Here is a 23,197-nt window from a genome sequence, read left to right as displayed (position 1 = left end):
TCACGCAATCCACCGCATTTTGTGCGCGTTGTTGTGGTGTTGTTCCTGCGTCTATTTGTTTTTGCTGTGGTATTTCGACGCTGAGTGGAGTGTTGGGGTTTAGGGTTTGTTCGAACGCTGTGATGTTGAAGCTGCCTTGTCCGGGGAGGAGGCGCTGGATGCCGGCTTCATGTTCGATCTGGGATGGATCGATGGTTGCGGGTCCGTCGGAGATTTGGGCGATGGCGATGGCGGGGTGGCGGAGGAGCGCCATGCTGGTGTCTGCTTCGCCGCCACGCATGATGTGGAGGAGGTCGGCTGTGACCTTGATGTCGGGGCGGCCGGCGCGGGTTATTTCCTCGAGGGCGGCGCTGAGGGTCCGGACCTGGGAGGGGGGATAAAATTCGATTGCAAGGGCGATGCCGAACGGGGCGGCGAGTTCGGCGAGTTCAACGAGCCTTTCGGTGCGGCGATTGGGATCGCGGTCGTAGCACAGGACATTGGCAAGGGGCGCGCCCAATGCTGCGCCGGTTTCAAGCGCGGGAACGAAGTCCTGGGGGTTGGTGCGCCCTGCCATGGTGAAGGGGTAGATGAGGTCGACCTTGACCCCGGTGGCGGCGAGCGCGTCGCGGGTCTGGCGCAGCGCCTGGGGATCGCGCACCAGGTCGTAGGGCGGCATGGCGGGCAGCACCTCCATGGAATGGAGGAACGGGCAGATGCCTTCACACCCCACCTCTGCGGCGATCTGCGCCAGCTGCCAGGGGGTGGTGTCGGTGACGGTGATATGGTCGAGCGACAGGCGCTTGTCGGCCATATCCTCTCCTCCTGGGATTTGCGTGCGAGCGATGCCGGGCGCGAATGAACGCGCCCGGCGGCATGTCAGGCCGCTGTTGCGCGTTCTTTCAGCATGTCCAATGCGACATCGACGATCATGTCCTCTTGCCCCCCGACCATCTTGCGACGGCCCAGTTCCACCAGGATGGTGCGGGTGTCGAGGCCGTAGGTTTCGGCGGCCTTCTCGGCATGGCGCAGGAAGGAGGAATAGACCCCGGCATAGCCGAGCGCCAGGGTTTCGCGGTCGACCCGGACCGGGCGGTCCTGCAAGGGGCGCACGAGATCCTCGGCCGCGTCCATGAGCGCGTTGACATCGCAGCCATGGTTCCAGCCCTTGCGGTCGGCAGCGGCGATGAACACTTCCAAGGGCGCATTGCCGGCGCCCGCGCCCATGCCGGTGAGCGAGGCGTCGATGCGCACCGCGCCGCACTGCGCCGCGACGATCGAGTTGGCGACGCCAAGGCTGAGATTGTGGTGGGCGTGGATGCCGCGCTGGGTCTCGGGTTTCAAGACCCGGTCATAGGCTTCGAGGCGGGCCTTCACCCCATCCATGTCGAGCGCGCCGCCGCTGTCGGTCACATAGACGCACTGCGCGCCATAGCTTTCCATCAGCAGCGCCTGTTCGCTGAGCTTTTCAGCGTCGATCATATGGCTCATCATCAGGAACCCCGACACGTCCATGCCAAGGTCGCGGGCGATGCCGATATGCTGTTTCGAGACGTCGGCTTCGGTGCAATGGGTCGCGACCCGGACCGAGCGCACGCCGATGTCATAGGCGCGGCGCAGTTCCTCGACCGTGCCGACGCCCGGCAGGATGAGCGTGGTGAGAACCGACCTGGTCAGCACCGAGGCAACCGCTTCGAGCCATTCCCAATCGGTATGCGCGCCAAAGCCATAGTTGAAGCTCGCGCCATTGAGGCCGTCGCCATGGGCGACCTCGATCGCGTCGACGCCTGCGTCATCCAATGCCTTGGCGATCGATTTCACATGGTCGATGCCATACATGTGGCGGATGGCGTGCATGCCATCGCGCAGCGTCACGTCCTGGATATAGAGCTTGTCGCCCGCTTCAACGTTGAACGGAGCTTTGATCTCGGCGCTCATGCCGCCACCTTCTTTCCTTCTGCGATGCGCTGCGCGAGCAGCTCGCCGGTCGCCTTGGCGGCGGCGGTCATGATGTCGAGATTGCCCGAATAGCTGGGGAGATAATCGCCCGCCCCTTCGACCTCGAGCAGGATCATGGTCTTGATGCCGGTGAACTCGCCGCGGCCCGGGATGGTGAGCTTGTTATTGTCGCCGAAGCGCTCGAACTGCACCTCCTGCTTCAAGCGGTAGCCCGGCACATAGGCCTGGACCTTCTTCACCATCGCCTCGACCGAAGCGCGGATGGTCTCTTCGTCGGCGCCTTCGGACAGGGTGAACACCGTGTCACGCATGATCATCGGCGGTTCGGCCGGGTTCAAGATGATGATCGCCTTGCCCTGCGCTGCGCCGCCGACCTTTTCGATGGCGCCAGCGGTGGTGCGGGTGAACTCGTCGATATTGGCGCGGGTGCCCGGCCCTGCGGAGCGCGAGGAGACCGAGGCCACGATCTCGGCATAATGGACGGTCGCGACCTCAGAGACCGCAGCGACCATCGGGATCGTTGCTTGGCCCCCACAGGTCACCATGTTGACATTGCCCGCGTCCAGATTGGCTTCGCCGTTGACGGTGGGGATGGTGTAGGGGCCGATCGCGGCGGGGGTGAGGTCCACTACCTGCTTGCCGTCCTTGCGCAGCGCTTCGTCATGCACCTTGTGGGCATAGGCGGAGGTCGCGTCGAACACGATGCCGATCTCGGGGTAAACGTCCATCTTCATGAGGCCTTCAAGGCCCTCATGGGTGGTGGCGACGCCGCGCTCGCGCGCCATGGCGAGCCCTTCGGACTTTTCGTCGATGCCGACCACGGCCACCAGTTCCATATTCTGGGGATATTTGATCATCTTGATCATGAGGTCGGTGCCGATATTGCCCGACCCGATGATCGCCGCCTTGACCTTGCCCGTCATTACTTACTCCTCATGGCATCGCGACCGGGCGATGCCCACTTCGATATTCAGATAAAGCGCGCGGTGCAGCTGCCAACCCCTGCAAGCTGCATCTCGAACACATCGCCTGGCGCTGCCGGTTCGAGTGGCACCAGGCTGCCCGACAATATCACATCGCCAGCCTCCAGGGTAACGCCATAGGCGCCCAGCGTATTGGCAAGCCAGGCGACCGCTTGCGCAGGCGAGCCCTGCACCGCATGGCCATAGCCTTCGCTGAGCGGCGCGCCATTTTTGGTGACGGTGACGTGGAGATTGGGAAGATCGTGGTCGCGCGGGTTCACACGCGCCTCGCCCAGCACATAGACGCCGCAGGACGCATTGTCGGCGACGGTATCGACGATGCCGATCTTCCAGTCCTGGATGCGGCTGTCGACGATCTCGAAACAGGGGACGATGCTGTCCGTCGCGGCGATCACATCTTCCGCCGTCACCCCCGGCCCCTTGAGGCTGTCTTTCAGGATGAAGCCGATCTCGGCCTCGGCGCGCGGGGCGATGAGGCCGTTTGCCGCGACATCGATGTCGCCCTCGATATACATGCGGTCGGTGAGGAAGCCGAAGTCGGGCTGGTGCACGCCCAGCATGTCCTGCACGGCTTTTGAGGTGACGCCGATCTTCTTGCCGATGACCTTCTCGCCATCGGCCTTGCGGCGTTCGAGCGCGCCCAGCGAGATGGCATAGGCGTCATCGATGGTGAGCTCAGGATGGCGCGCCATCAGCGGCGGCACGGTGCGCTTGTCCCGCAGCGCCTGGTAGAGCTCCTCTGCAAGCTGGTTATTAAGGTCGCTCACAGATAGGCTCCGTCCTGGAAGATGAGGGGATCGACCGCGTCGCTGAGGCGCACCGCCTTGACCCGTGCAATGACGATGCTGTGCGTGCCAAAGGGGGTCATGCTCTCGATCGTGCAGGAGAGGTTGGCCTGCGCTTCTTCGAGGATCGGCAGGCCATGGGGATCGGCGGTCCATTGCCCCACGCCAAAGCGCGCCTCGCGCGCGACCGCGCCGCCGAACGCTGCCGACACCTCGCGCTGATGGCGCGAGAGGAGGTTGATGCTGACCGGGCAGCCGGGCGAGAGATGGGCGTGGATGCCGGCTGTCTGGTTGACGCAGACGAGCACCGCTGGCGGGTCCATGGTGAGCGAGGTGATCGAGGTCGCGGCCATGCCGACCGGCGCCTTGCCCTCGCCCAGCGCGGTGACGATCGCCACGCCCGAGGGCAGGCGGCGCATCGCGCCCTTGAGGCCCATGGTGACGTCCACGGGCTCGGGAACCGGCACGGATGGCGCAGGCGCGGGGTCAGCCATTCAGGAAGTCCAGCGAATAGCGGTTGAACTCCTGAGCCCGCTCGACCTGCACCCAATGGCCGGTCTGCGAGAAGGTGAGGCAGCGCACGTCGGGACAAGCATCGAGGAAGAGCCGCGCGTGGCTTTCGGGGCAGAATTCGTCATTGAGACCCCAGAGGACGAAGATCGGCTGAGCAACCTCACCGAGACGCGGGCCAAGGTTGGGGGTCTTGACGCGGGCGAGCACATCCTTGGGCTGGGTGCGCGCGACGGCGAAGCGCTCCTCGACCAGTGCATCGGTCACATGATGGGCCGAAGAGGGGTGCATGAGGTTGCCGATGAGGCGGCGCTGTTCCTCGACATTGAATTCCGGGCTGCCAAAGCCCGAGCGCATCTTGGCGATGCCGGGCATGGTGAAATAGCTCGCCTGTTCCGCCACGCAGCCGGGCGCCATCAGGATGAGCTTGCCGACGGCAAATTGAGGATGGTCGAGCGCGATCTGGAGGGCGATGCCGCCGCCCAGCGAATTGCCGATGAGGTGGCCGCCTGTGATCCCATGCTGGGCAAGGGCATCGAGCAGGGTCTGCGTAAACAGTTCGAGCGGATAGTCGGCTTCGGGCTTCGACGAGGCGCCATAGCCGATAAGATCGGGCAGGATGACGCGATAGCCAGCGTCAGCGAAGACTTGCGCATTGTTGCGGAAGTTGGACGCGCCCGATGCGCCAGGACCACTGCCATGGATGAAGATGACGGTCGGGGCATCGGCCGGCGCCCCTGCGATTTCCGCGATCGAAATCTCATATCCGCCCGCAACGCTATAGGTCTTGCGGATCAATTCACTGCCCATGGGCAATCCTCTTTTTGCCTGTGCCAGATGCCATATGCGCGATCAGATAAAGGTGAAGGCGGGCGGTTCACCATTCATCGTGCCGATGACGTCGCTGGTGCGGTTGGCCGGATCGTTGGCGACATGGGCGCGCGCGGCGTGGAGGTCGAGCCAAGGCTGGAGGATCGGGCTCGACATGTAGATCGCCCGGCCGCCCAAAAGCTTGACCATGCCGTCGGCAAGCTCGGCCATGCGGCGCACGACGCTGGCGGACTGGTAGGCAAAGAGCGCGCGCTTTTCCATTGGGACGGGCTCGTTACGCTCGGCATAACCCATCAACTCGTTGAAGGTCGTACGGTGGGTGAGCTCCATCTCGTTGGTCTCGGCAATCGCGCGGGCGATGGCGGCGTGGAGATTGGGGTCGGCCTTGGACGCCTTGCCGGTGTTGGTCGAGACGCGGCTGCCCATGATCTCCATGGCGGCCGAGGTCGCGGCGCGGATGCCGCCGAAGGCGGCGCTGGAGACCGAGCGGATGAAGAGCTGCGCCCAGGGGATGCGGTAGAGCGGCGCTGTGTTGGTTTCCTGGCCCGGATTGGTGCCGGCAAAGCCGTCGCTTGCCTTGTGGGTGCGGTGTTCGGGCACGAAGACGCGCTCGACCACGATGTCGAAGCTGCCAGTGCCCTGGAGGCCGAACGTGTCCCAGGTGCCTTCGATCACCTGATAGTCGGAGCGCGGCAGCAGGAAGGTGCGCATGTCGGGCGGGCCACCATCGGTGTCGAAATTGATCGCGCCAAGCAGCACCCAACCGCAGTGGGAGGAGCCCGACGAAAAGCCCCAGCGGCCCGAGAGGTAGAAGCCGCCATCGACCTTTTCCACCTTGCCGACCGGCTGATAGGTGGAGGAGACGAGCATGTCGGGGTCCTCGCCCCACACTTCCTTCTGCGCCTCGTCATGGAAGAGGGCGAGTTCATAGGGGTGGCAGCCAAGGACGCCGTAGATCCAGCCTGTCGACATGCAACCTTCAGCGAGCGCCTTCTGGATTTCGAAGAAGACATTGGGGTGCATCTCATAGCCGCCATAGCGCTTGGGCTGGAGCACGCGGAAGAAGCCTGCCGCCTTCATCTCAGCAACGGTCTCGGGCGGCACGTCATGAGCGATGGTGCAGGCCCGGGCGCGTTCCCGCAGCACCGGGATCATCGCCTTGGCTTTGGCGATCAGGCTTTCGGGCGAAGCTATTCCTGCATTCGCCTCGTCAATGGGTCGGCTTGCTACTGCCCCAGTCATCATCTTCTCCATTGTAGGCGACTCTGCTTCAGATTTGCCATATGCGTAGTTTATATAAATACCCGTTACGCAAACTGTCAAGGCAAACAGGGCTTGCGCATTTGGGCCGTTGCTTATAGGCGGATCGGGAACGAATTGCCATAAGCTCGTTGAGCGCGCTTAACGCGCCTCCCCAGGCCCAGGCGCAGAACAAGGGCAGCAGCGCCTGCCTCATGCGTATGGGCCCTGTGCATATGGGGAAGGCCATTTTGCAACGCTTGGGCAGAGATGATGGCCGGAAACATGGGAAAGGCCCGTAAAAGACGGGAAGACCCCTTGGTACGGGAAGATAGGGCGAGGTGCTTAAAATGGCAGTGATATCCCTGGGCTATGTGGTGATCGAGGCGCAGGACCTTGGGCGCTGGCAGGATTTTGCCTGCAATATCGCAGGGCTGATGGCAGCGCCTTCGCCCAGCGAGGATGTGGCGCTCTTCCGCATGGACGACCGGCCCTACCGCCTGTGGGTGGAAAAGGGCGCGGCCGACCGTTTCGTGGCGCCGGGCTGGGAATGCGCGAATCGCGAGGCGTTCGAATCGGTGCTGGCCCGCCTCGAGGCGGCAGGCCGCCCGGTGACGCGCGCGGGCGTCATGGAGGCGCGCGCGCGGCAGGTCTATGAACTGGCCCGCTCGTCGGACCCTGCGGGCAACCCGATGGAGCTCTTCTACGGCCGCTTCGTCGACTATGCCCCCTTCACCTCGCCCGCAGGCGTCAGCCGCTTCGTGACCGGCAGCGATGGCGGCGCGGACGGCGACATGGGGATGGGCCATGTCGTGCTCACCGCCCCCAATTTCGAGGAAACCCACGACTTCTACAGGGACGTCATGGGCTTTGGCGACACCGACCTTGGCCGCTTCTACCTCCAGGGCGGGGGCGAGGATGATCCGGGCGTGGGCTTTGCCTTCATGCACTGCAACCCGCGCCACCACAGCCTGGCGCTGGGGCAATTGCCCGAAAGCCCCAATGGCGCTGTGCACATGATGCTGGAGGTCGGCTCCCTCGAGGATGTCGGCCGCGCCTATGACCGGGTCTTGAAGAGCAAGGGCAAAGTTCCCCTGTCGGCGAGCCTTGGCCGCCATGTCAACGACAAGATGACCTCTTTCTACATGCAGACACCAGGCGGTTTCGACATCGAATATGGCTGGAACGGCCTGGTAATAGACCCCGACACATGGGTCCCCACCACCAGCCTCGCGGTAAGCGACTGGGGCCATAAATGGGCCCATGAACAGGACTGACTGGCAGGACTGCGCACGGGACCGGACGAGACTGACGTAAAAGGATGACTGACATTATGCTCGACAAGCGCATGAGCGTCGACGACATCGTCGACCAGATTTCCGACGGGATGACCATCGGCATCGGCGGGTGGGCAACGCGCCGCAAGCCCATGGCGCTGATCCGAGCCATCGCCCGGTCGAACCTGAAGGACCTGACCCTCATGGCGGGCTATGGCGGCATGGACATCGGCCTGCTCGCCGCCACCGGCAAGATCCGTAAGCTCGTCTTCGCTTTTGCAAGCCTCGACCATTATCCGCTCGAGCCCCATTTCCGCAACGCCCGCCAGGCCGGTGCCTTCGAGGTGCTGGAACTGGACGAGGGCATGTATCATTGGGGCCTGCGCGCAGGCGCCATGAAGCTGCCCTTCCTGCCGACCCGCGTCGGCATCGGCACCGACATCATCAACCAGTCGGGCTTCGACTTCAAATTCGTGAAGAGCCCCTATGCCGATGGCGAGGAATTCGTCGCCATGCCAGCGCTCGTCCCCGACATTGCGCTGATCCACGCCCACCGTTCCGACGAGCGCGGCAACATCCTCACCCTCTCGGTCGATCCGATCTTCGATGAACTGCTCGTGCGCGCTGCAGGCAAGAGCTATGTGACGGTCGAGAAGATCGTGCCGACCGCAGAGCTCGATATGAAGAAGAACAGCCGCTACAACCTTGTCGAGCGGGCGATGATCACCGGCGTCGCTGAAGCGCCGCTCGGCGCGCACCCCACCAGCGCTGATCCCGACTATCAGCTCGATTTGAAGCACATCAAGACCTATGTCGAAAGCGCCGCCTCGCCCGAAGCCTGGGCCGACTACAAGGCGAAATATATCGACGTGTCCGAAGCGGACTATCAGGCGGCAATCGGCGGCGAAGAAGCCGTCAAGCAGCTTCCCGTCCCCATTTACTAAGAGCGAGACCGAACATGACCCAGAATAGCTATTCGCTCGCTGAACTCGTCATCGTCGCCTGCGCCGAAGTCTGGCGCGATGATGGCGAGGTGATGGCGACCGGCATCGGCCCCCTCCCCCGCATCGGCGCTGGCCTTGCCAAGCTCTCCTTCGCGCCCGCGATCCAGACCACCGATGGCGAGGCCTGGTATACGAGCGAGCCCGTCGGCCCGGGCAAGCGCACCGCCGAGCCCGAGTTCGAAGGCATCGCCAATTATGACCGCGTCTTCTCCGCGCTCTGGAGCGGCCGCCGCCATGCGCTCGTCGGCCCGGTGCAGATCGACCGCTATGGCCAGGCGAACATCTCGGTGATCGGCGACCACAAGAAGCCCAAGGCGGCGATGCTCGGCGCGCGCGGTTTTCCCGGCAATTCGATCAGCCACCCCAACAGCTTCTTCTTTGCGAACCACAACAAGCGTGCGTTCGTGGAAGGCGAAGTCGATTTCGTCTGCATGGCGGGCTACAACCCGGCGCGCTACCGCAATGGCGCTCCGCCCCAGGGCCTGGACCTGCGCCGCATCATCACCAATTTGTGCGTGATGGATTTCGGCGGCCCCGATCACCAGATCCGCGTGATCTCGCTGCATCCGGGCGTCACCTTCGAGGAAGTGCAGGACAATACGGGCTTCCCGCTGGCGAAGGTCGAAGGGGAAATCCCGACCACGCCTGCGCCGACGGCCGAGCAGCTGGAGCTGATCGCCAAGATCGACCCCAACAATGTCCGGGCCACCGTGTTCAAGGACAACCCGGCCGGAGACAGAAGGGCAGCCTGAGATGAACGAGACCGACCGCCTGGTCGAACCGCAGCAGGTCGACATTGTTTACGAAACGGATGAGCCGGTCACCTATGAGGTGATCGATCATGTCGCATGGATCATGATGAACCGCCCGGGCTTCAACAACGCCCAGAACGGCCAGATGACCTATGCGCTTGACGACGCGTTCGTGCGCGCCGTGAACGATGACGATGTGCGCGCGATCGTGCTGGGCGGCAACGGCAAGCATTTTTCGGCAGGCCACGACATCGGCACGCCCGGCCGCGACGTGCACCAGCATTTCGAGAACCGGCTGCTGGTGCCCGGCCATGTCAACAAGCCTGCGGCCGAACTGCTCTACACCCGCGAGAAGGAGCAATATGTCGGCATGTGCCGGCGCTGGCGCGACGCGCCCAAGCCCACCATCGCCATGGTGCAAGGGGCGTGCGTCGCGGGCGGGCTCATGCTTGCCTGGGTGTGTGATTTGATCGTCGCCACCGACGACGCCTTCTTCCAGGACCCGGTCAACCGCATGGGCATCCCGGGCGTCGAATATTTCGCCCATGCCTATGAGCTTCCCCCGCGCGTCGCCAAGGAATTCCTGCTGCTGGGCGAGCGGATGAGCGCGCAGAGGGCCGAGCAGTTCGGCATGGTGAACAAGATCGTGTCGCGCGAAGCGCTGCGCGAAACCGTCGCGGCCATGGCGGCCAAGCTCGTCGCGCAACCCCGGCTTGGCAACTGGCTGACCAAGCAGGCGATCAACCATGTCGAGGAGCTGATGGGCAAGAGGAACGCGATGGAGGCGCAATATCATATGCACCATTTCGCCCATGCCCAGAATGACCTCGTCCAGGGCAGCTCGATCGCGGGGCTCGACGCCAAGAAGATGGCTGAGGCCAATAAGAAACAGGCGAGCGAATGATGGGCGATCCGCTGCACACGATCATGACCGAGCGGCTTGGCTGCCGCTGGCCGATCATCCAGACCGCGATGGGCTGGGTCGCCGAGCCGAGCCTCGTCATCGGCTCCAGCAATGCGGGCGCCTTCGGCTTCCTCGGCGCCGCGGTGATGACCCCGGACGAAGCGCGCGAGAAGATCCTCGCTGTCCGCAACGGCACCGACAAGCCCTTCGGTGTCAATTTCCACAGCTTTCAGCCCGGCGCTGACCAGATTGTCGAGCTGATCCTCGCCAACAAGGATCAGGTGCGCGCGGTCAGCTTCGGCCGTGGTCCCAATGCCAAGATGATCGGCCGCTTCAAGGATGCAGGGATCCTGTGCGTCCCCACCGTCGGCGCGGTCAAGCATGCGCAGAAGATGGTGGAGCTGGGCGTCGACATGGTCAATGTCCAGGGCGGCGAAGGCGGCGGGCATACAGGCTCCGTCCCCACCACCGTGCTGCTCCCCCAGGTGCTCGATGCGGTCAAGGTGCCGGTGATCGCCAGCGGCGGCTTTGCCGATGGACGCGGCCTTGCAGCTGCCCTTGCCTATGGCGCGGTCGGCATCGCCATGGGCACGCGCTTCCTGCTCACCAAGGAAAGCCCGGTGCCCGACAGCGCCAAGGCGGAATACTTGAAAGCCTCGACCGACCGCATCGTCGTCACCACCAAGCTCGACGGCATCCCCCAGCGGATGGTGCGCACCCGCCTCATGGACCGGATCGAGAAGTCCGGCTCCTTGGCCATGTGGCTGCGCGCGATCGAGGCGGGCATGGCGATGAAGAAGCAGACCGGCGCGAGCTGGATGGACTTCATCAAGTCCGCACGCGGCATGACCGCCCATGGCGCGATGCCCTTGAAACAGGCGATGATGGCCGCGACCATGCCGATGCTGATCCAGAAGGCGGTGGTCGAGGGCGACATCGAACAGGGCGTGATGGCGACCGGCGTCGTCGGCGGGCGGATCGGCGAGATCCCGACCTGCCAGGAGCTGGTCGACCGCATCGTCGCCGAAGCGCATGAGCGCCTCGCAGCGCTCGCCGCGATGGGCCGACAAACCGCCAGCGCCGCCTGAGAAAGAAGGACAAGACCCATGCCGATCACGCTCAGCATCAACGGCGCCATCGCCGAAATCCTGTTCGACCATCCCCCGGTCAACGCCTTCGACACCAAGGGCTGGGAGTCGATCCCCGCCATGGTGTACGAGGCAGCGGCGAACGAGGATGTAAAGGTCATCCTGATCCGCGCCGAGGGCCGCGGTTTCTGCGGCGGCGTCGACATCAAGGAGATGCAGGCGCATCCCGAGCGCATCGCAAAGCTCAACAAGGATAATTACCTGACCTTCAAGGCGATCCGCGAATGCGCGATTCCCGTGGTCGGCGCGCTCCATGGCTTCGTCATCGGCGGCGGCGTCAATATCGCGGGCGCCTGCGATGCGCTGATCGCGGCCGAAGGCGCCTATTTCTCGCTGCCCGAGATCGATCGCGGCGCGATGGGGGGCGCTGCCTTCATGAGCCGCATGCTCCCTGTCCAGATGGTGCGCGCCAATTTCTTCACCGGCGGCCGCATCCCGGTGGAAGACGCCTACCGCCACGGATCGGTCCACAAGGTCGTGCCGCTCGAAAATCTCAGGCAAGAAGCCTACGCCTTTTGCGAGGTGATCGCATCCAAGAGCCGCGCAGCGCTCGTCATCGCCAAGCAGGCCTTGAACCTCATCGAGCCCACCGACCCATCGGCCCATTACCGGATCGAGCAGGGCTTCACGCTCGAAATGTACATGCATGAAGACAGCCAGAAGGCGCGCGACGCCTTCGTGGAAAACAAGGGCGCGGCGAAATTCTGATGGACCTGACTTATACTCCCGAGCAGCAAGCGTTCCGCGCCGAAGTGCGCGCCTGGCTCGACGCCCATGTGCCATCAGAGCCGCTCGAACATTTCGACGCGACGCGCGAGGGTTTCGAGGCGCACCGGCAATGGGAAAAGACGCTCAAGTCCGGCGACTGGGGCATGGTCACCTGGCCACGCGAATATGGCGGGCGCGGCCTCGACCTCATCCAGTGGCTGATCTTCGAGGAAGAATATTATCGCGCCGGTGCGCCCGGCCGCGTCAACCAGAATGGCATCTTCCTGCTGGGGCCGACGCTCATCGAGTTCGGCACCCATGAGCAAAAGCAGCGCTTCCTGCCCAAGATGGCGTCAGGCGAGGAAATCTGGGCGCAGGCCTGGTCCGAACCGATGGCGGGCTCCGACCTGGCGGGCGTGCGCGCGACTGCCGTGCGCGAGGGCGACGAGTATATTTTGAACGGTCACAAGATCTGGTCGAGCCGCGCGGTGTTCGCCGACTGGGCGTTCGGCCTGTTCCGCGAGCCGGGCTCGGAGCGCCACAAGGGAATGAGCCTCATCTTCTTCCCCTTGAATGCGCCGGGCGTGACAGTGAACGCGATCAAGAAGATCAACGGCCATGTCGGCTTTGCCGAGATCTTCCTGGAAAATGTCCGCGTCCCCGCCTTCAATCGCTTGGGCGAAGAGGGCCAGGGCTGGCACATCTGCATGGCGACCGCAGGCTTTGAACGCGGCCTCATGCTGCGCTCGCCCGCCCGCTACCAGGTGGCGGCGAAGAAGCTTGCCGAACTGTGGACTGCCCACAAGGAGACGGCGGACCCCAACCTCGAAGCCGATGTCGTGCGCGCGCACATGAATGCCGACGCCTATGCGCTCAACATCTACCAGACCGCCTCGCGCCTCATGGCGGGCGCGAAGATCGGGCCTGAAGCGTCGACCAACAAGATCTTCTGGTCCGAGCTCGACATTCATCTGACGCAAACCGCGCTCAACATCCTTGGGCCCCAGGCGGAACTGACCCATGAAGCGCCGGACGCAAATCCCGTCGACTGGATCGACGACTATATCTTCGCGCTCGCCGGACCCATCTATGCAGGCTCCAACGAGATCCAGCGCAACATCATCGCCGAGCGCATGCTCGGCCTGCCGCGCTAAGGGGAATTGAGATGGACTTCACCTTAAGCGAAGAACAGCTGATGTTCGCCGAGACCGCGCGCTCGCTGTTCGCCGACAGCTGCACGCCCGACCATTGGCGCCGCATGATGGAAGCGAATGAAGCGATCGATCCCACGCGCTGGGCCTCGATCGTCGAAACCGGCCTCACCCTCGTCCTGCTGCCAGAAGAAGCAGGTGGCATCGGCCTTGCCGAGACCGACTTCGCCTTGATCGCACAAGAGGCGGGCTATGTCGCGCTGCCTGAGCCGCTCATCGAAAGCGCAGGCGTCGCTGCCCCCCTGCTCGCCGCCCTTGCGCCCGATCATCCGCTGCTGGCCGATCCCAGCGCGACGATCGCCATCGCGCATCCCGCCAATCCCTATGTGGCGAACGCGGACAGCGCAGGCGGCATCATCCTGCATGCCGATGGCGAGGCTTTCCTCGCCACCCCCGACCAGGTGACGCTGACCGCCCAACCCAGCATCGATCCCTTCCGCCGTTTGTTCTCGGTGGAATGGAGCAAGGATAAGGCAACGCCGCTTGGGCCAAATAACCAAAATGGGGCCGACTGGGACCTCGCCTTCGACCGCGCCGCGCTCTTCAACGCGGCCTTTGGCCTTGGCCTTGCACAGCGCGCGGTCGACCTCGCCGTCGACTATGCCAAGGAACGCCAGCAGTTCGGAAAGCCCATCGGCAGCTACCAGGCGGTCAAGCATCATCTCGCCTCCGCCCAGGTCGCAATCGAGTTCGCCAAGCCCGTAGTCGCTGCGGCGGCCACCGAGATCGGCGCGCGCGACACCCAGGCCCGCGCCCGCGTCAGCCATGCCAAGCTCGTTGCATTGGAAGCCGCCGACAAGGCCGCCCGCGCATCGATCCAGGTGCATGGCGCCATGGGCTACAGCTGGGAGGTGGACGTCCACCTGTTCTTGAAGCGCACGGTTGCGCTCACCCAGACATGGGGCACGCCCGCCCACCACCGCGCGCGCATCGCCACGCGCATCTTCACCCAGCCCATGGGGCCGGACCAGACCTTCGCCCGGGAAAAGACCAATGCCTGAAGCCTATATCATCGACGCCGTCCGCACCCCCATCGGCCGCAAGAAGGGCAGCCTTGCCCATGTCCATCCGGCCGATCTGGGCGCGCACCCGATCAAGGAACTGGTGACCCGCACCGGCATCGACCCGTCAGGGGTCGATGACGTGGTGTGGGGTTGCACCGAAACGATCGGCGGCCAGGCGGGCGATATCGGCCGCACCGCATGGCTGGTCGCTGGCCTGCCGGAAGAAATCCCCGGCGTCACCGTCGATCGCCAGTGCGGCTCCTCCCAACAGGCCGTCCACTTCGCCGCGCAAGGCGTCATGAGCGGCACCCAGGACCTGGTGGTCGCAGGCGGTAGCCAGGCGATGAACCAGATCCCGATCATGGCCGCCATGATCGCAGGCGCGCAATATGGCTTCGACAGCCCCTTTTTCGGCTCTGTGGGCTGGGTCGAGCGCTACGGCACCGAAGAGGTGAACCAGATCCGCTCGGCCGAAATGATCGCCGACAAATGGGGCATCAGCCGTCAGGCGATGGAAGAATTCGCCCTCGCCTCCCACCAGCGCGCGCAGGCCGCCTGGGACAATGGCTGGTTCGATTCCGAAGTGGCTCCGCTCGAGGGCCTTGGCCGTGATGAAACCATCCGTCCCACCACCTCGCTCGAGGGCCTCGCGTCCTTGAAGCCGGTCAATGAAGGCGGTGTCATCACCGCAGGCGTCGCCAGCCAGAATTGCGATGGCGCAGCAGCCCTCCTCATCGCCAGTGAAAAGGCGGTCAAGGAGCATGGCCTCAAGCCCCGCGCCCGCATCCACCACCTCTCGGTCCGCGCCGCCAACCCGGTATGGATGCTGACCGGCCCGATCCCCGCCACTCAATATGCGCTCAAGAAGGCGGGCATGAGCCTCAATGACATCGACCTTTTCGAATGCAACGAGGCCTTCGCCAGCGTCACCATGGCCTGGATGAAGGAACTCGACATCCCCCATGAGAAGGTCAATGTGCAGGGCGGCGCGATCGCGCTCGGCCACCCGATCGGCGCGACCGGCGCGCGGCTGATGACCACGCTTTTGAATGCCCTTGAACGCACCGGCGGCCGCTATGGCCTCCAGACCATGTGCGAAGGCGGCGGCCAGGCCAACGTCACCATCATCGAGCGATTGTAAGAGGCGCCATGCCCGCCTACGCCTATCAGGGGATCACGCCTGTCGTCGATCCATCGAGCTACGTCCATCCGCTCGCCTCGCTGATCGGCGACGTGATCGTCGGGCCGGGCTGCTTCATCGCGCCCGGCGCCTCCCTGCGCGGCGATTTCGGAAGGATCGTGGTGGAGGGCGACAGCTCGATCCAGGACAATGTGACGGTGCATGCCAACCAGCTGCGCGACACGGTGATCAAGCGCGGCGCGACCATCGCCCATGGGTCGATCATCCATGGCTGCGAGATCGGTGAAAATGCGCTCATCGGCATGAACGCGGTGATCCTCGACAATGCCATCATCGGGGATGAAAACCTCGTCGCCGCGCTCGCCCTTGTGAAGTCCGATACGATCACGCCCCCGCGCAGCCTGGTCGCGGGCAATCCCGCCAAGGTGGTCAAGAGCTTCGAGCCGCACCAGGTCACCTGGCGCAACAATGGCGAGGGGGAGTATCAGAAACTCGCCCGCGCAGCCTTGACCGACCTCGTCGAAGCGCAGCCGCTGCGGCAGGCCAGCCCCGAGCGGCTTAGCCAGCGCAGTCAATCGGAAGCGGTCGCCGTGCGCCTCTCGGGCGCAACCGCACAGCTGCGCGAGGAACGCGCCGCGCAAACAGAAATAGCCAAGGAGTAAGAAGACGTGGGTATCTGCGAAGGACGTGTTGCGATCGTGACCGGGGCCGGCAATGGTCTGGGCAAGGCCTATGCGCTGGGCCTCGCGGCGCAAGGCTGCAGGCTTGTGGTCAATGATCTTGGCGTTGGCACCCATGGCGAAGAAGGCGCGACCAAGGGCGCGGCCGAGCAGGTGGTGGACGAGATCAAGGCGATGGGGGGTGAGGCCGTCGCCAACACCGACGACGTCGCTGAATGGGACTCAGGCAAGCGCATGGTCGAACAGGCGCTCGACAGCTTCGGCGGCTTGCATGCCGTGGTCAACAATGCCGGCTTCGTGCGCGACCGCATGTTCTTCACCTGCTCCCCTGAAGAATGGGACGCGGTGATCCGCGTCCATCTGCGCGGCCATTTCTGCACGAGCCGCCACGCCGCTGAATATTGGCGCGCGCAGAGCAAGGCGGGCAACCCGGTCGATGCGCGCATCATCAACACGACCTCGGGCGCGGGCCTGCAAGGCTCGGTCGGCCAGTCGGCCTATTCGACCGCCAAGGGCGGCATCGCGACGCTCACCCTGGTGCAGGCCGCAGAGCTTGGCCGCCTCGGCATCACCGCCAACGCGCTCGCGCCCAACGCCCGCACCCGCATGACCAATACCGGCGCGTTCGACATGGAGGCGAAAGAAGGCGAGTTCGACCTGTTCGCGCCGGAAAACATGGCCCCGCTGGTCGCCTATCTCGTTTCGGAACAGTCGAAGGGCGTCACCGGCCAGGTGTTCGAGCTGAAGGGCGGGCAGGTCTTCCTGTCGCAGGGCTGGACCGACAGCCCCGCCTTCGACAAGGGCGCGCGCCTCGAGCCACAAGAAATGGACGGCATCGTGCGCAAGCTTCTTGAGACCCGCGAGCCCGCCAAGCCGGTTTACGGAGCCGCCTGATGGATTTCGCGCTCAGCGACGATCAGCGCGCGATCCAGGAAGCCGCCCGCGACTTCCTGACCGACGCCGCCAACCCGGACGTCATCCGCGCCGCCGTCGAAGGCACCACAGGCTTTGATGAAAGCCTGTGGAACAGCCTTGGCGAAATGGGCTTTGCCGGGCTCATGATTCCGGAAGGCCAAGGCGGCCTTGGCCTGGGCGCGGTCGAAATGGCGCTGGTCCTGGAAGAAACCGGCCGCGTCCTTGCGCCCGTTCCCTTCTTCGAAACCGCCGTGCTCGCCGTGCAAGCCATACTCGCGGCAGGCAGCGAGGAACAGAAGGCGGCGCTGCTGCCCCGTCTCGCCTCGGGCACGCGCGCCTGTTTTGCAGGAACCGCAAGCCGTCCCACCCTGTCGAACGGCCGCTTGACCGGCCAGGCCAAGTTCGTGACCTTCGGCCATGTCGCGCAGCTCATCATCGTCGCCACCGCCGACGACAGCCTGGTCGTCCTCGAAGCGAACACGCCGGGCCTTGCCATCGAGGCGCTGCCCGCGCTCGACCGCACCCGCCGCTTTGCAACCCTGACCTTCGACTGCGCCGTCACCCCGGACATGATCCTGGGCGCGCCCGGCAGCGCGAAAGCCGCGATCGACCGCACGCTGACCATCGGCGCTGGCCTGCTCGCGGCTGAACAGACCGGCGGCATGCAATACAGCCTCGACGCCACGGTCGACTATGCCAAGCAACGCGTCCAGTTCGGCCGCCTCATCGGCTCCTTCCAGGCCTACAAGCATATGCTCGCCGATATGATGCTGCTGGTCGAAGCCTCACGCTCGGCCGCTTATTATGCCGCCGCCGCAATCGATGAGAACGGCGAAGAGCTGGCCGAAGCCGCCCATGCCGCACGCGCCTATGTGTCGGACGCCTATTGCTCGGTCACGGGCGATGCCATCCAGCTCCATGGCGGCATCGGCTTTACCTGGGAACATCACGCCCATCTCTATTTCAAGCGCGCCCGAGCTTGCGCGAGCTGGCTCGGCACGCCCGAACAGCATCGCGAAGCGCTCGCTGCCCTGCTGATCGATGGAGACAAGATCGCCGCATGACGGGCGCGCCCGCCCTCCCCTCCACCATGCAGGCCATGGCGATGGACGGCTTTACAGGGCCGCAGGCGATCCGCGCCCGCGACCTGCCCGTCCCCGTGCCCGGCCCGGGCGAAGCGCTGATCCGGATCGCGGCGGTGGGGGTCAACCCCGCCGACTGGAAAGCCTGCGCGGGCTTCCTCCCCTTCCTGCCCGACAGCTTCCTGCCGCTGGTGCCCGGCTTTGACGGCACCGGCACGGTCGTGGCGCTCGGCGAAGGGGTGAGCGCGCTGCAAGTGGGCGAGCGCGTCGCCTTCCTCTCCAGCCTGCCGCTGGGGCGCGGCGGGACCTGGGGCGACTATGCCATCTGCCTGGCTGGCCAAGCGGTCGTCCTGCCCGAAAGCCTCTCTTTTGCCAAGGCCGCCACCATCCCGGTGCCCGGCATCTCCGCGCGCGAAGCCCTGCTTGTCCAGGGCAAGCTGGCGCCCGGCGAGCGCGTGCTCGTCAATGGCGGATCGGGCGGCACCGGCCTCTGGGCGATCCAGATCGCGCGGGAGCTTGGCGCCCAGATCGCCGCGACCGCAGGCCCCGTCAACCAGGACCTGCTCGCCAGCCTCGGCGTCCACTGCCCGATCGATTACCGCCATGAAAATGTGGCGCACAAGGTCGCTCAATGGGCGCCCGAAGGGGTCGACCTCCTCCTCGACACCGTCGGCCAGGGCAGCATCGCCGATCCTGCCGCGCTCATCCGTCCGGGCGGCCGCTATGTCGCGATCGAAACCATGCTGCCGCACGAGGCGCTGCCCGATGCGGAGCGCTTCGCCGCCAAGGGCATAGCCGCCACCCGTGCCTCGGCCAGTTACGAAAGCGCGCCTGCCCATCTCGCCGCGCTCGTCGCCGCCACCGCGCAAGGGCGCATGACGCCCCCGCCGCTTGAAACCCTCTCTTCAAGCGAGGCCGCCGCCGCCATGGCGCGCGTGCGCGAGGGCCATGTGCGCGGCAAGATCATACTTGTCACAGACGATCATCTGACGGCAAAGACCGCAGCAACCATGAAGGACCCCGCATGACCCCGACCTCGCCCGTGCCGCCCTATCCGACGCCTTTGGGGATGCTCAAAGGCAAGACCGTGGTCGTGACCGCGGCGGCCGGCACCGGCATCGGCTTTGCCGCCGCCAAGCGCGCCGCCGAAGAGGGCGCAAAGCTCCTCATCAGCGACTTCCATGAACGCCGCCTCAATGAAGCGGCCGACCGCATCGCGCAGGAAGTCGGCTGCGAGCGGCCCGCTGTGTTCGTCTGCGACGTCACCAGCGAAGAGGCCGTGCAGGCCCTGCGCGACGCCTCCCTGGCCGCGCTGGGCCGGGTCGATGTCCTCATCAACAATGCAGGGCTTGGCGGCGAGGCCGATATCGTCGACATGACCGACGAGCAGTGGGCCCGCGTGTTCGACGTGACGCTGACCTCGCTCTTCCGCATGACCCGCGCATTCCTCCCCTCCATGTACGCCGCCAAGTCGGGCGTCATGGTCAACAATGCCTCGGTCCTTGGCTGGCGCGCGCAAAAGGGCCAGGCCCATTATGCCGCCGCAAAAGCAGGGGTCATGGCCTTCACCCGCTGCGCCGCGATCGAGGCGGCCGAACATGGCGTGCGCATCAATGCGGTCTCGCCCTCCCTCGCCATGCACCCCTTCCTCGCCAAGGTGACGACCCAGGAAGCCTTGGACAAGCTGGTCGAGAAGGAAGCCTTCAAGCGCCCCGCCGAGGTCTGGGAAATCGCCAATGTCATGATGTTCCTCGCCTCTGATCTCTCCTCCTACATGACCGGCGAAATCGTCGCGGTCTCGAGCCAGCGGGCGTAAGGCAGATGGCAACCATCTTTGAAAATCCGCGCGATCTCCTCGGCAAGGAGGGCACCCGCCTCGACACCTCCGACTGGCTGACGATCGAACAGTCGCGCATCGACGCCTTTGCCGACTGCACCGGCGACCATCAGTGGATCCATGTCGATCCGGTCCGCGCGAAAGACGGCCCGTTCGGCGCGACCATCGCGCATGGTTATTTGACCCTCTCCCTCGTCAACCTGTTCATGCCGCAGATCGTCGAGGTCCGGCGCTTTTCCGCAGGGGTCAATGTCGGCATGGACAAGACCCGCTTCCTCAATCCCGTCCTGGTCGGCTCGCGCATTCGCGGCACCGGCGAGATCGTCTCGGCCGAAGAGGTCAAAGGCGGCGCCATCCAGGCGGTGATCCGCGTCACCGTCGAAATCGAAGGTAAGGATAAACCGGCCTGCGTGGTCGACACCATCAACCGCTATTTTCCGGAATAGCGGCCTTGGCCCGTGCCATCATCGCCCTCACATTGAGCCTGCTCGCCACCAGTCCCGTTGGAGCCAAGACCATGCCCGATCCCATCAAGATGGAAGCCGCCGTCAACGCCTATGTCGCCGCGTTCGAAGCAGGCAGCGCCGACCAGGTCGCCGCCCTCTATGCCGCCGACGCCACGGTCGAAGACCCGATCGGCTCGCCCATCCACAAGGGCCGCGAAGCAATCCGCGCCTTCTACGCTGAATCGATGAAGACCGGCGCGAAGCTGAAGCTCGAAGGCCCGGTCCGGGTCGCTGGCGACTATGCGGTCTTTCCCTTCTCGGTGAACCTCAATTATGATGGCGGGGCCAAGCGCATCGACGTCATCGACACCTTCCGCTTCAACAAGGCGAACGAGGTCGTCGAAATGCGCGCCTTCTGGGGCCCCAACAACATGCACGGCTTTTAATCCAAGGAATTTGTTCAATGCGTGAAGCAGCCATCATCTCGACCGCCCGCACGGGCGTCGGCAAAGCCTATCGCGGCGCGTTCAACGACACCGAAGCGCCGTTCATGTCCTCCCATGTGGTCGACGCCGCCATCGCCCGCGCAGGCATCGATCCCGCCCGCGTCGACGATGTCTATCTCGGCGTCGCCAACCAGTGGAACACCCAGAGCTACAATGTCGGGCGCCTCACCGTCCACGGATCGGTCCTCCCTGACACCACCAGCGGCTTCTCGATGGACCGCAAATGCTCCTCGGGCCTCAACGCGCTGGCGTTCGCGGCGCGCGGCATCATCGCCAACGAGATCGACTGCGCCGTCTCGGGCGGGGTGGAAAATGTCTCGCTCACCATCGACAAGCATTATCCCGCCTTCCGCAACCGCTCCGAGTTCATCAAGGCGCGCGATCCCAACGCCTATATGGTGATGATCGAGACCGCCGAGATCGTCGCGGAACGCTATGGCATCAGCCGCGAGGACCAGGACCGCTTTGCCGCCCAGTCGCAGCAGCGCGCCGCCGCTGCCCAGGAAGCGGGCAAGTTCGACGACGAGATCGTCCCCATCACGGTCACCAAGGCCCTGTTCGACAAGGAAGGCAATGAGACCGGCAAGGAAGAGCTGACGCTCACCAAGGACGAGGGCATCCGCGCAGGCACCACCTATGAGAAGCTCGCTGAACTGAAGCCCGTGTTCAAGAACGGCACGGTCATCAAGGAAGGCAAGCATGTCACCGCCGGCAATGCCAGCCAGCTCTCCGACGGCGCCTCGGCCCAGGTGGTCATGGACCTTGCCACCGCGCAGAAGGAAAACCTCCCTATCCTCGGCATCTACCGCGGTTTTCAGGTCGCAGGCTGCGGTGCGGACGAGATGGGCATCGGTCCTGTGTTCGCCATCCCCAAGCTGCTTGAGCGCACCGGCCTCAAGATCGACGACATTGGCCTGTGGGAACTCAACGAAGCCTTTGCCAACCAGGCGATCTACTGCCAGCGCACGCTCGGCATCGATCCTGAAAAGCTCAACGTCAATGGCGGGGGCATCGCCATCGGCCATCCCTTCGCCATGACCGGCTCGCGCCTCGTTGGTCATGCCCTCATCGAAGGCAAGCGCCGCGGCGTCAAATATGTGGTCGTCTCCATGTGCGTCGCTGGCGGCATGGGCGCGGCCGGTCTGTTCGAGGTCGCCTGATCCATGCAGCTTGCCTTCGCCCCTGAACTCAAGGCCTTCCGCGAGGAGGCCGCCAGCTGGCTCAATGAGCAGCTCTCCGGCCCGTTCAAGGCCATTCGCGGCCAGACCAACCAGGTCGACAATGTCGAGGAGCGCCGCGCCTGGGAAGCAGCGCTGGGCGAGGCGCGCTGGAGCGTCATTGGCTGGCCCGAGCAATGGGGCGGGCGGGGCGCCTCGATCGCGCAGCAGATCATCTTCGCCGAGGAATATGCCCGGGCCAAGGGTCCGCCCCGCGCCGGGCACCTTGGGGTCGAACTGCTCGGGCCGACGCTGATCGCGCTCGGAACCGAAGAGCAGAAGGCAAGGTTCCTCCCCGACATCGCCACCGGCAAGGCGATCTGGTGCCAGGGCTATTCCGAGCCCGGCGCAGGCTCCGACCTTGCCAATGTGAAGACCAGGGCGCGCCTGGAGGGTGACAAGTACATCATCGACGGCCAGAAGATCTGGACCTCGATGGGCACGATCGCCGACTGGTGCTTCGTCGTTGCCCGCACAGAGCCAGGCAGCGTCGGCAACAAGGGCCTCTCGTTCCTCATGGTCCCCATGGACCAGCCCGGGGTCGATGCCCGCCCGATCCGCCAGATGACCGGCGAGGCCGAGTTCGCCGAGGTGTTCTTCGATGGCGCAGAAGCGCTCGCCATCGACCGCATCGGCGCAGAAGGCGAAGGCTGGAAGGTCGCCATGGCGCTCCTCGGCTTTGAACGCGGCGTATCCACCCTCGCCCAGCAGATGCAGTTCAGGAACGAACTCGACGACATCATCGCCATCGCCAAGGCCAATGGATCGGCACAAGACCCGCTCACCCGCCAGAAGATCGCCAAGGCCCATGCCGGGCTCAAGATCATGCGCTACAACGCCTTGCGCATGCTCTCAGGCGGCGAAAACAACCCTGACCTCACCGGCGCGGCCTATACCTACAAGCTCTACTGGTCCCAATGGCACAAGGCGCTCGGCGAACTCGCCATGGAGGTCATGGGACAACATGGCGAAACAGGCATCAACGAAGAACGGTTCGACAGCCTCACAACCATGTACCTCATGGCACGATCCGACACCATCTACGCAGGCACAGACCAAATCCAGCGCAACATCATCGC

The 23,197-nt window shown here is 64.6% G+C and carries 25 protein-coding genes; 18 read left to right on the top strand and 7 right to left on the bottom strand.

What is annotated here, in order from left to right; genetic code table 11:
- The 7 genes from SPHS8_RS19255 to SPHS8_RS19225 form a co-directional block, all read right to left on the bottom strand.
- A partial coding sequence (locus SPHS8_RS19255; protein WP_201516797.1) for a sugar phosphate isomerase/epimerase family protein occupies window positions 1–793 on the bottom strand: 793 nt, incomplete at its 3' end.
- A gap of 65 nt (window positions 794–858) precedes the next feature.
- Window positions 859–1,917 carry a 4-hydroxy-2-oxovalerate aldolase gene (dmpG, locus tag SPHS8_RS19250; RefSeq protein WP_201516796.1) on the bottom strand — a complete coding sequence of 353 codons (1,059 nt, stop codon included), beginning with the start codon at window positions 1,915–1,917 and terminating at the stop codon, window positions 859–861.
- Window positions 1,914–2,861, bottom strand: coding sequence for an acetaldehyde dehydrogenase (acetylating) (locus SPHS8_RS19245; protein WP_097093809.1), 948 nt, complete (start codon window positions 2,859–2,861; stop codon window positions 1,914–1,916). The genes dmpG and SPHS8_RS19245 overlap by 4 nt, the downstream gene beginning before the upstream one ends.
- 47 nt (window positions 2,862–2,908) lie before the next feature.
- Window positions 2,909–3,613 carry a fumarylacetoacetate hydrolase family protein gene (locus SPHS8_RS19240; RefSeq protein WP_236575276.1) on the bottom strand — a complete coding sequence of 235 codons (705 nt, stop codon included), beginning with the start codon at window positions 3,611–3,613 and terminating at the stop codon, window positions 2,909–2,911.
- Window positions 3,614–3,684: 71 nt separating this feature from the next.
- On the bottom strand, window positions 3,685–4,200 hold the full coding sequence (locus SPHS8_RS19235; RefSeq protein ID WP_201516794.1) for a flavin reductase family protein: 516 nt from the start codon (window positions 4,198–4,200) through the stop codon (window positions 3,685–3,687).
- Window positions 4,193–5,026 (bottom strand): alpha/beta fold hydrolase, encoded by an 834-nt coding sequence (locus SPHS8_RS19230; RefSeq protein WP_201516793.1) that lies wholly within the window; start codon window positions 5,024–5,026, stop codon window positions 4,193–4,195. Before SPHS8_RS19230 ends, SPHS8_RS19235 begins: the two co-directional genes overlap by 8 nt.
- 42 nt (window positions 5,027–5,068) lie before the next feature.
- Window positions 5,069–6,292, bottom strand: coding sequence for an acyl-CoA dehydrogenase family protein (locus tag SPHS8_RS19225; RefSeq protein ID WP_328805350.1), 1,224 nt, complete (start codon window positions 6,290–6,292; stop codon window positions 5,069–5,071).
- A 344-nt stretch (window positions 6,293–6,636) separates the two neighbouring features.
- Here SPHS8_RS19225 and SPHS8_RS19220 point away from each other — a divergent pair, with 344 nt between their 5' ends.
- From SPHS8_RS19220 to SPHS8_RS19135, 18 genes are all read left to right on the top strand, one after another.
- The gene (locus SPHS8_RS19220; protein WP_201516792.1) at window positions 6,637–7,563 is read left to right on the top strand and encodes a VOC family protein; all 927 of its coding nucleotides are present in this window, start codon (window positions 6,637–6,639) and stop codon (window positions 7,561–7,563) included.
- A gap of 44 nt (window positions 7,564–7,607) precedes the next feature.
- Window positions 7,608–8,507, top strand: a complete 900-nt coding sequence (locus SPHS8_RS19215; RefSeq protein ID WP_201516791.1) for a CoA transferase subunit A — start codon at window positions 7,608–7,610, stop codon at window positions 8,505–8,507.
- 14 nt (window positions 8,508–8,521) lie between these two features.
- Window positions 8,522–9,319, top strand: coding sequence for a CoA-transferase subunit beta (locus SPHS8_RS19210; protein ID WP_201516790.1), 798 nt, complete (start codon window positions 8,522–8,524; stop codon window positions 9,317–9,319).
- A 1-nt stretch (window position 9,320) separates the two neighbouring features.
- Window positions 9,321–10,223 (top strand): enoyl-CoA hydratase, encoded by a 903-nt coding sequence (locus SPHS8_RS19205; protein WP_097093815.1) that lies wholly within the window; start codon window positions 9,321–9,323, stop codon window positions 10,221–10,223.
- The gene (locus tag SPHS8_RS19200) at window positions 10,220–11,311 is read left to right on the top strand and encodes an NAD(P)H-dependent flavin oxidoreductase (RefSeq protein WP_236575274.1); all 1,092 of its coding nucleotides are present in this window, start codon (window positions 10,220–10,222) and stop codon (window positions 11,309–11,311) included. Before SPHS8_RS19205 ends, SPHS8_RS19200 begins: the two co-directional genes overlap by 4 nt.
- A gap of 18 nt (window positions 11,312–11,329) precedes the next feature.
- Window positions 11,330–12,079 (top strand): enoyl-CoA hydratase family protein, encoded by a 750-nt coding sequence (locus SPHS8_RS19195; RefSeq protein ID WP_201516789.1) that lies wholly within the window; start codon window positions 11,330–11,332, stop codon window positions 12,077–12,079.
- Entirely contained in the window at window positions 12,079–13,233 is a 1,155-nt protein-coding gene (locus SPHS8_RS19190) for an acyl-CoA dehydrogenase (RefSeq protein ID WP_201516788.1), read from the top strand. The genes SPHS8_RS19195 and SPHS8_RS19190 overlap by 1 nt, the downstream gene beginning before the upstream one ends.
- An 11-nt stretch (window positions 13,234–13,244) precedes the next feature.
- Window positions 13,245–14,291, top strand: a complete 1,047-nt coding sequence (locus SPHS8_RS19185; RefSeq protein ID WP_201516787.1) for an acyl-CoA dehydrogenase family protein — start codon at window positions 13,245–13,247, stop codon at window positions 14,289–14,291.
- Window positions 14,284–15,435 (top strand): acetyl-CoA C-acetyltransferase, encoded by a 1,152-nt coding sequence (locus SPHS8_RS19180; RefSeq protein ID WP_201516786.1) that lies wholly within the window; start codon window positions 14,284–14,286, stop codon window positions 15,433–15,435. Before SPHS8_RS19185 ends, SPHS8_RS19180 begins: the two co-directional genes overlap by 8 nt.
- 8 nt (window positions 15,436–15,443) lie before the next feature.
- On the top strand, window positions 15,444–16,097 hold the full coding sequence (locus SPHS8_RS19175; RefSeq protein ID WP_201516785.1) for a gamma carbonic anhydrase family protein: 654 nt from the start codon (window positions 15,444–15,446) through the stop codon (window positions 16,095–16,097).
- Between the two features lie 6 nt (window positions 16,098–16,103).
- Complete coding sequence (locus SPHS8_RS19170) at window positions 16,104–17,009, top strand: SDR family oxidoreductase (protein ID WP_201516784.1); 906 nt, start codon at window positions 16,104–16,106, stop codon at window positions 17,007–17,009.
- A complete protein-coding gene (locus tag SPHS8_RS19165) occupies window positions 17,009–18,094 on the top strand; it encodes an acyl-CoA dehydrogenase family protein (protein WP_201516783.1) in 1,086 nt (361 codons plus the stop codon). Before SPHS8_RS19170 ends, SPHS8_RS19165 begins: the two co-directional genes overlap by 1 nt.
- A complete protein-coding gene (locus SPHS8_RS19160) occupies window positions 18,091–19,140 on the top strand; it encodes an NADP-dependent oxidoreductase (RefSeq protein WP_201516782.1) in 1,050 nt (349 codons plus the stop codon). Before SPHS8_RS19165 ends, SPHS8_RS19160 begins: the two co-directional genes overlap by 4 nt.
- Complete coding sequence (locus tag SPHS8_RS19155) at window positions 19,137–19,928, top strand: SDR family oxidoreductase (protein WP_201516781.1); 792 nt, start codon at window positions 19,137–19,139, stop codon at window positions 19,926–19,928. The genes SPHS8_RS19160 and SPHS8_RS19155 overlap by 4 nt, the downstream gene beginning before the upstream one ends.
- A 5-nt stretch (window positions 19,929–19,933) precedes the next feature.
- Entirely contained in the window at window positions 19,934–20,395 is a 462-nt protein-coding gene (locus SPHS8_RS19150) for a MaoC family dehydratase (protein ID WP_201516780.1), read from the top strand.
- A gap of 5 nt (window positions 20,396–20,400) precedes the next feature.
- Complete coding sequence (locus tag SPHS8_RS19145) at window positions 20,401–20,841, top strand: nuclear transport factor 2 family protein (protein ID WP_236575273.1); 441 nt, start codon at window positions 20,401–20,403, stop codon at window positions 20,839–20,841.
- A 17-nt stretch (window positions 20,842–20,858) separates the two neighbouring features.
- Entirely contained in the window at window positions 20,859–22,061 is a 1,203-nt protein-coding gene (locus SPHS8_RS19140; protein WP_097093827.1) for an acetyl-CoA C-acyltransferase, read from the top strand.
- 3 nt (window positions 22,062–22,064) lie between these two features.
- Window positions 22,065–23,197 (top strand): acyl-CoA dehydrogenase family protein (locus SPHS8_RS19135; protein ID WP_201516779.1); only part of this gene is annotated, 1,133 nt, incomplete at its 3' end.

Origin of the sequence: Sphingobium sp. S6, from assembly GCF_905120495.1 — a bacterium.
In the GTDB taxonomy this organism is placed as follows: Bacteria; Pseudomonadota; Alphaproteobacteria; order Sphingomonadales; family Sphingomonadaceae; genus Sphingobium; species Sphingobium agri.
Note: the sequence above shows the minus strand (reverse complement) of the source record. Positions and strands in the feature narration are given on the sequence as shown.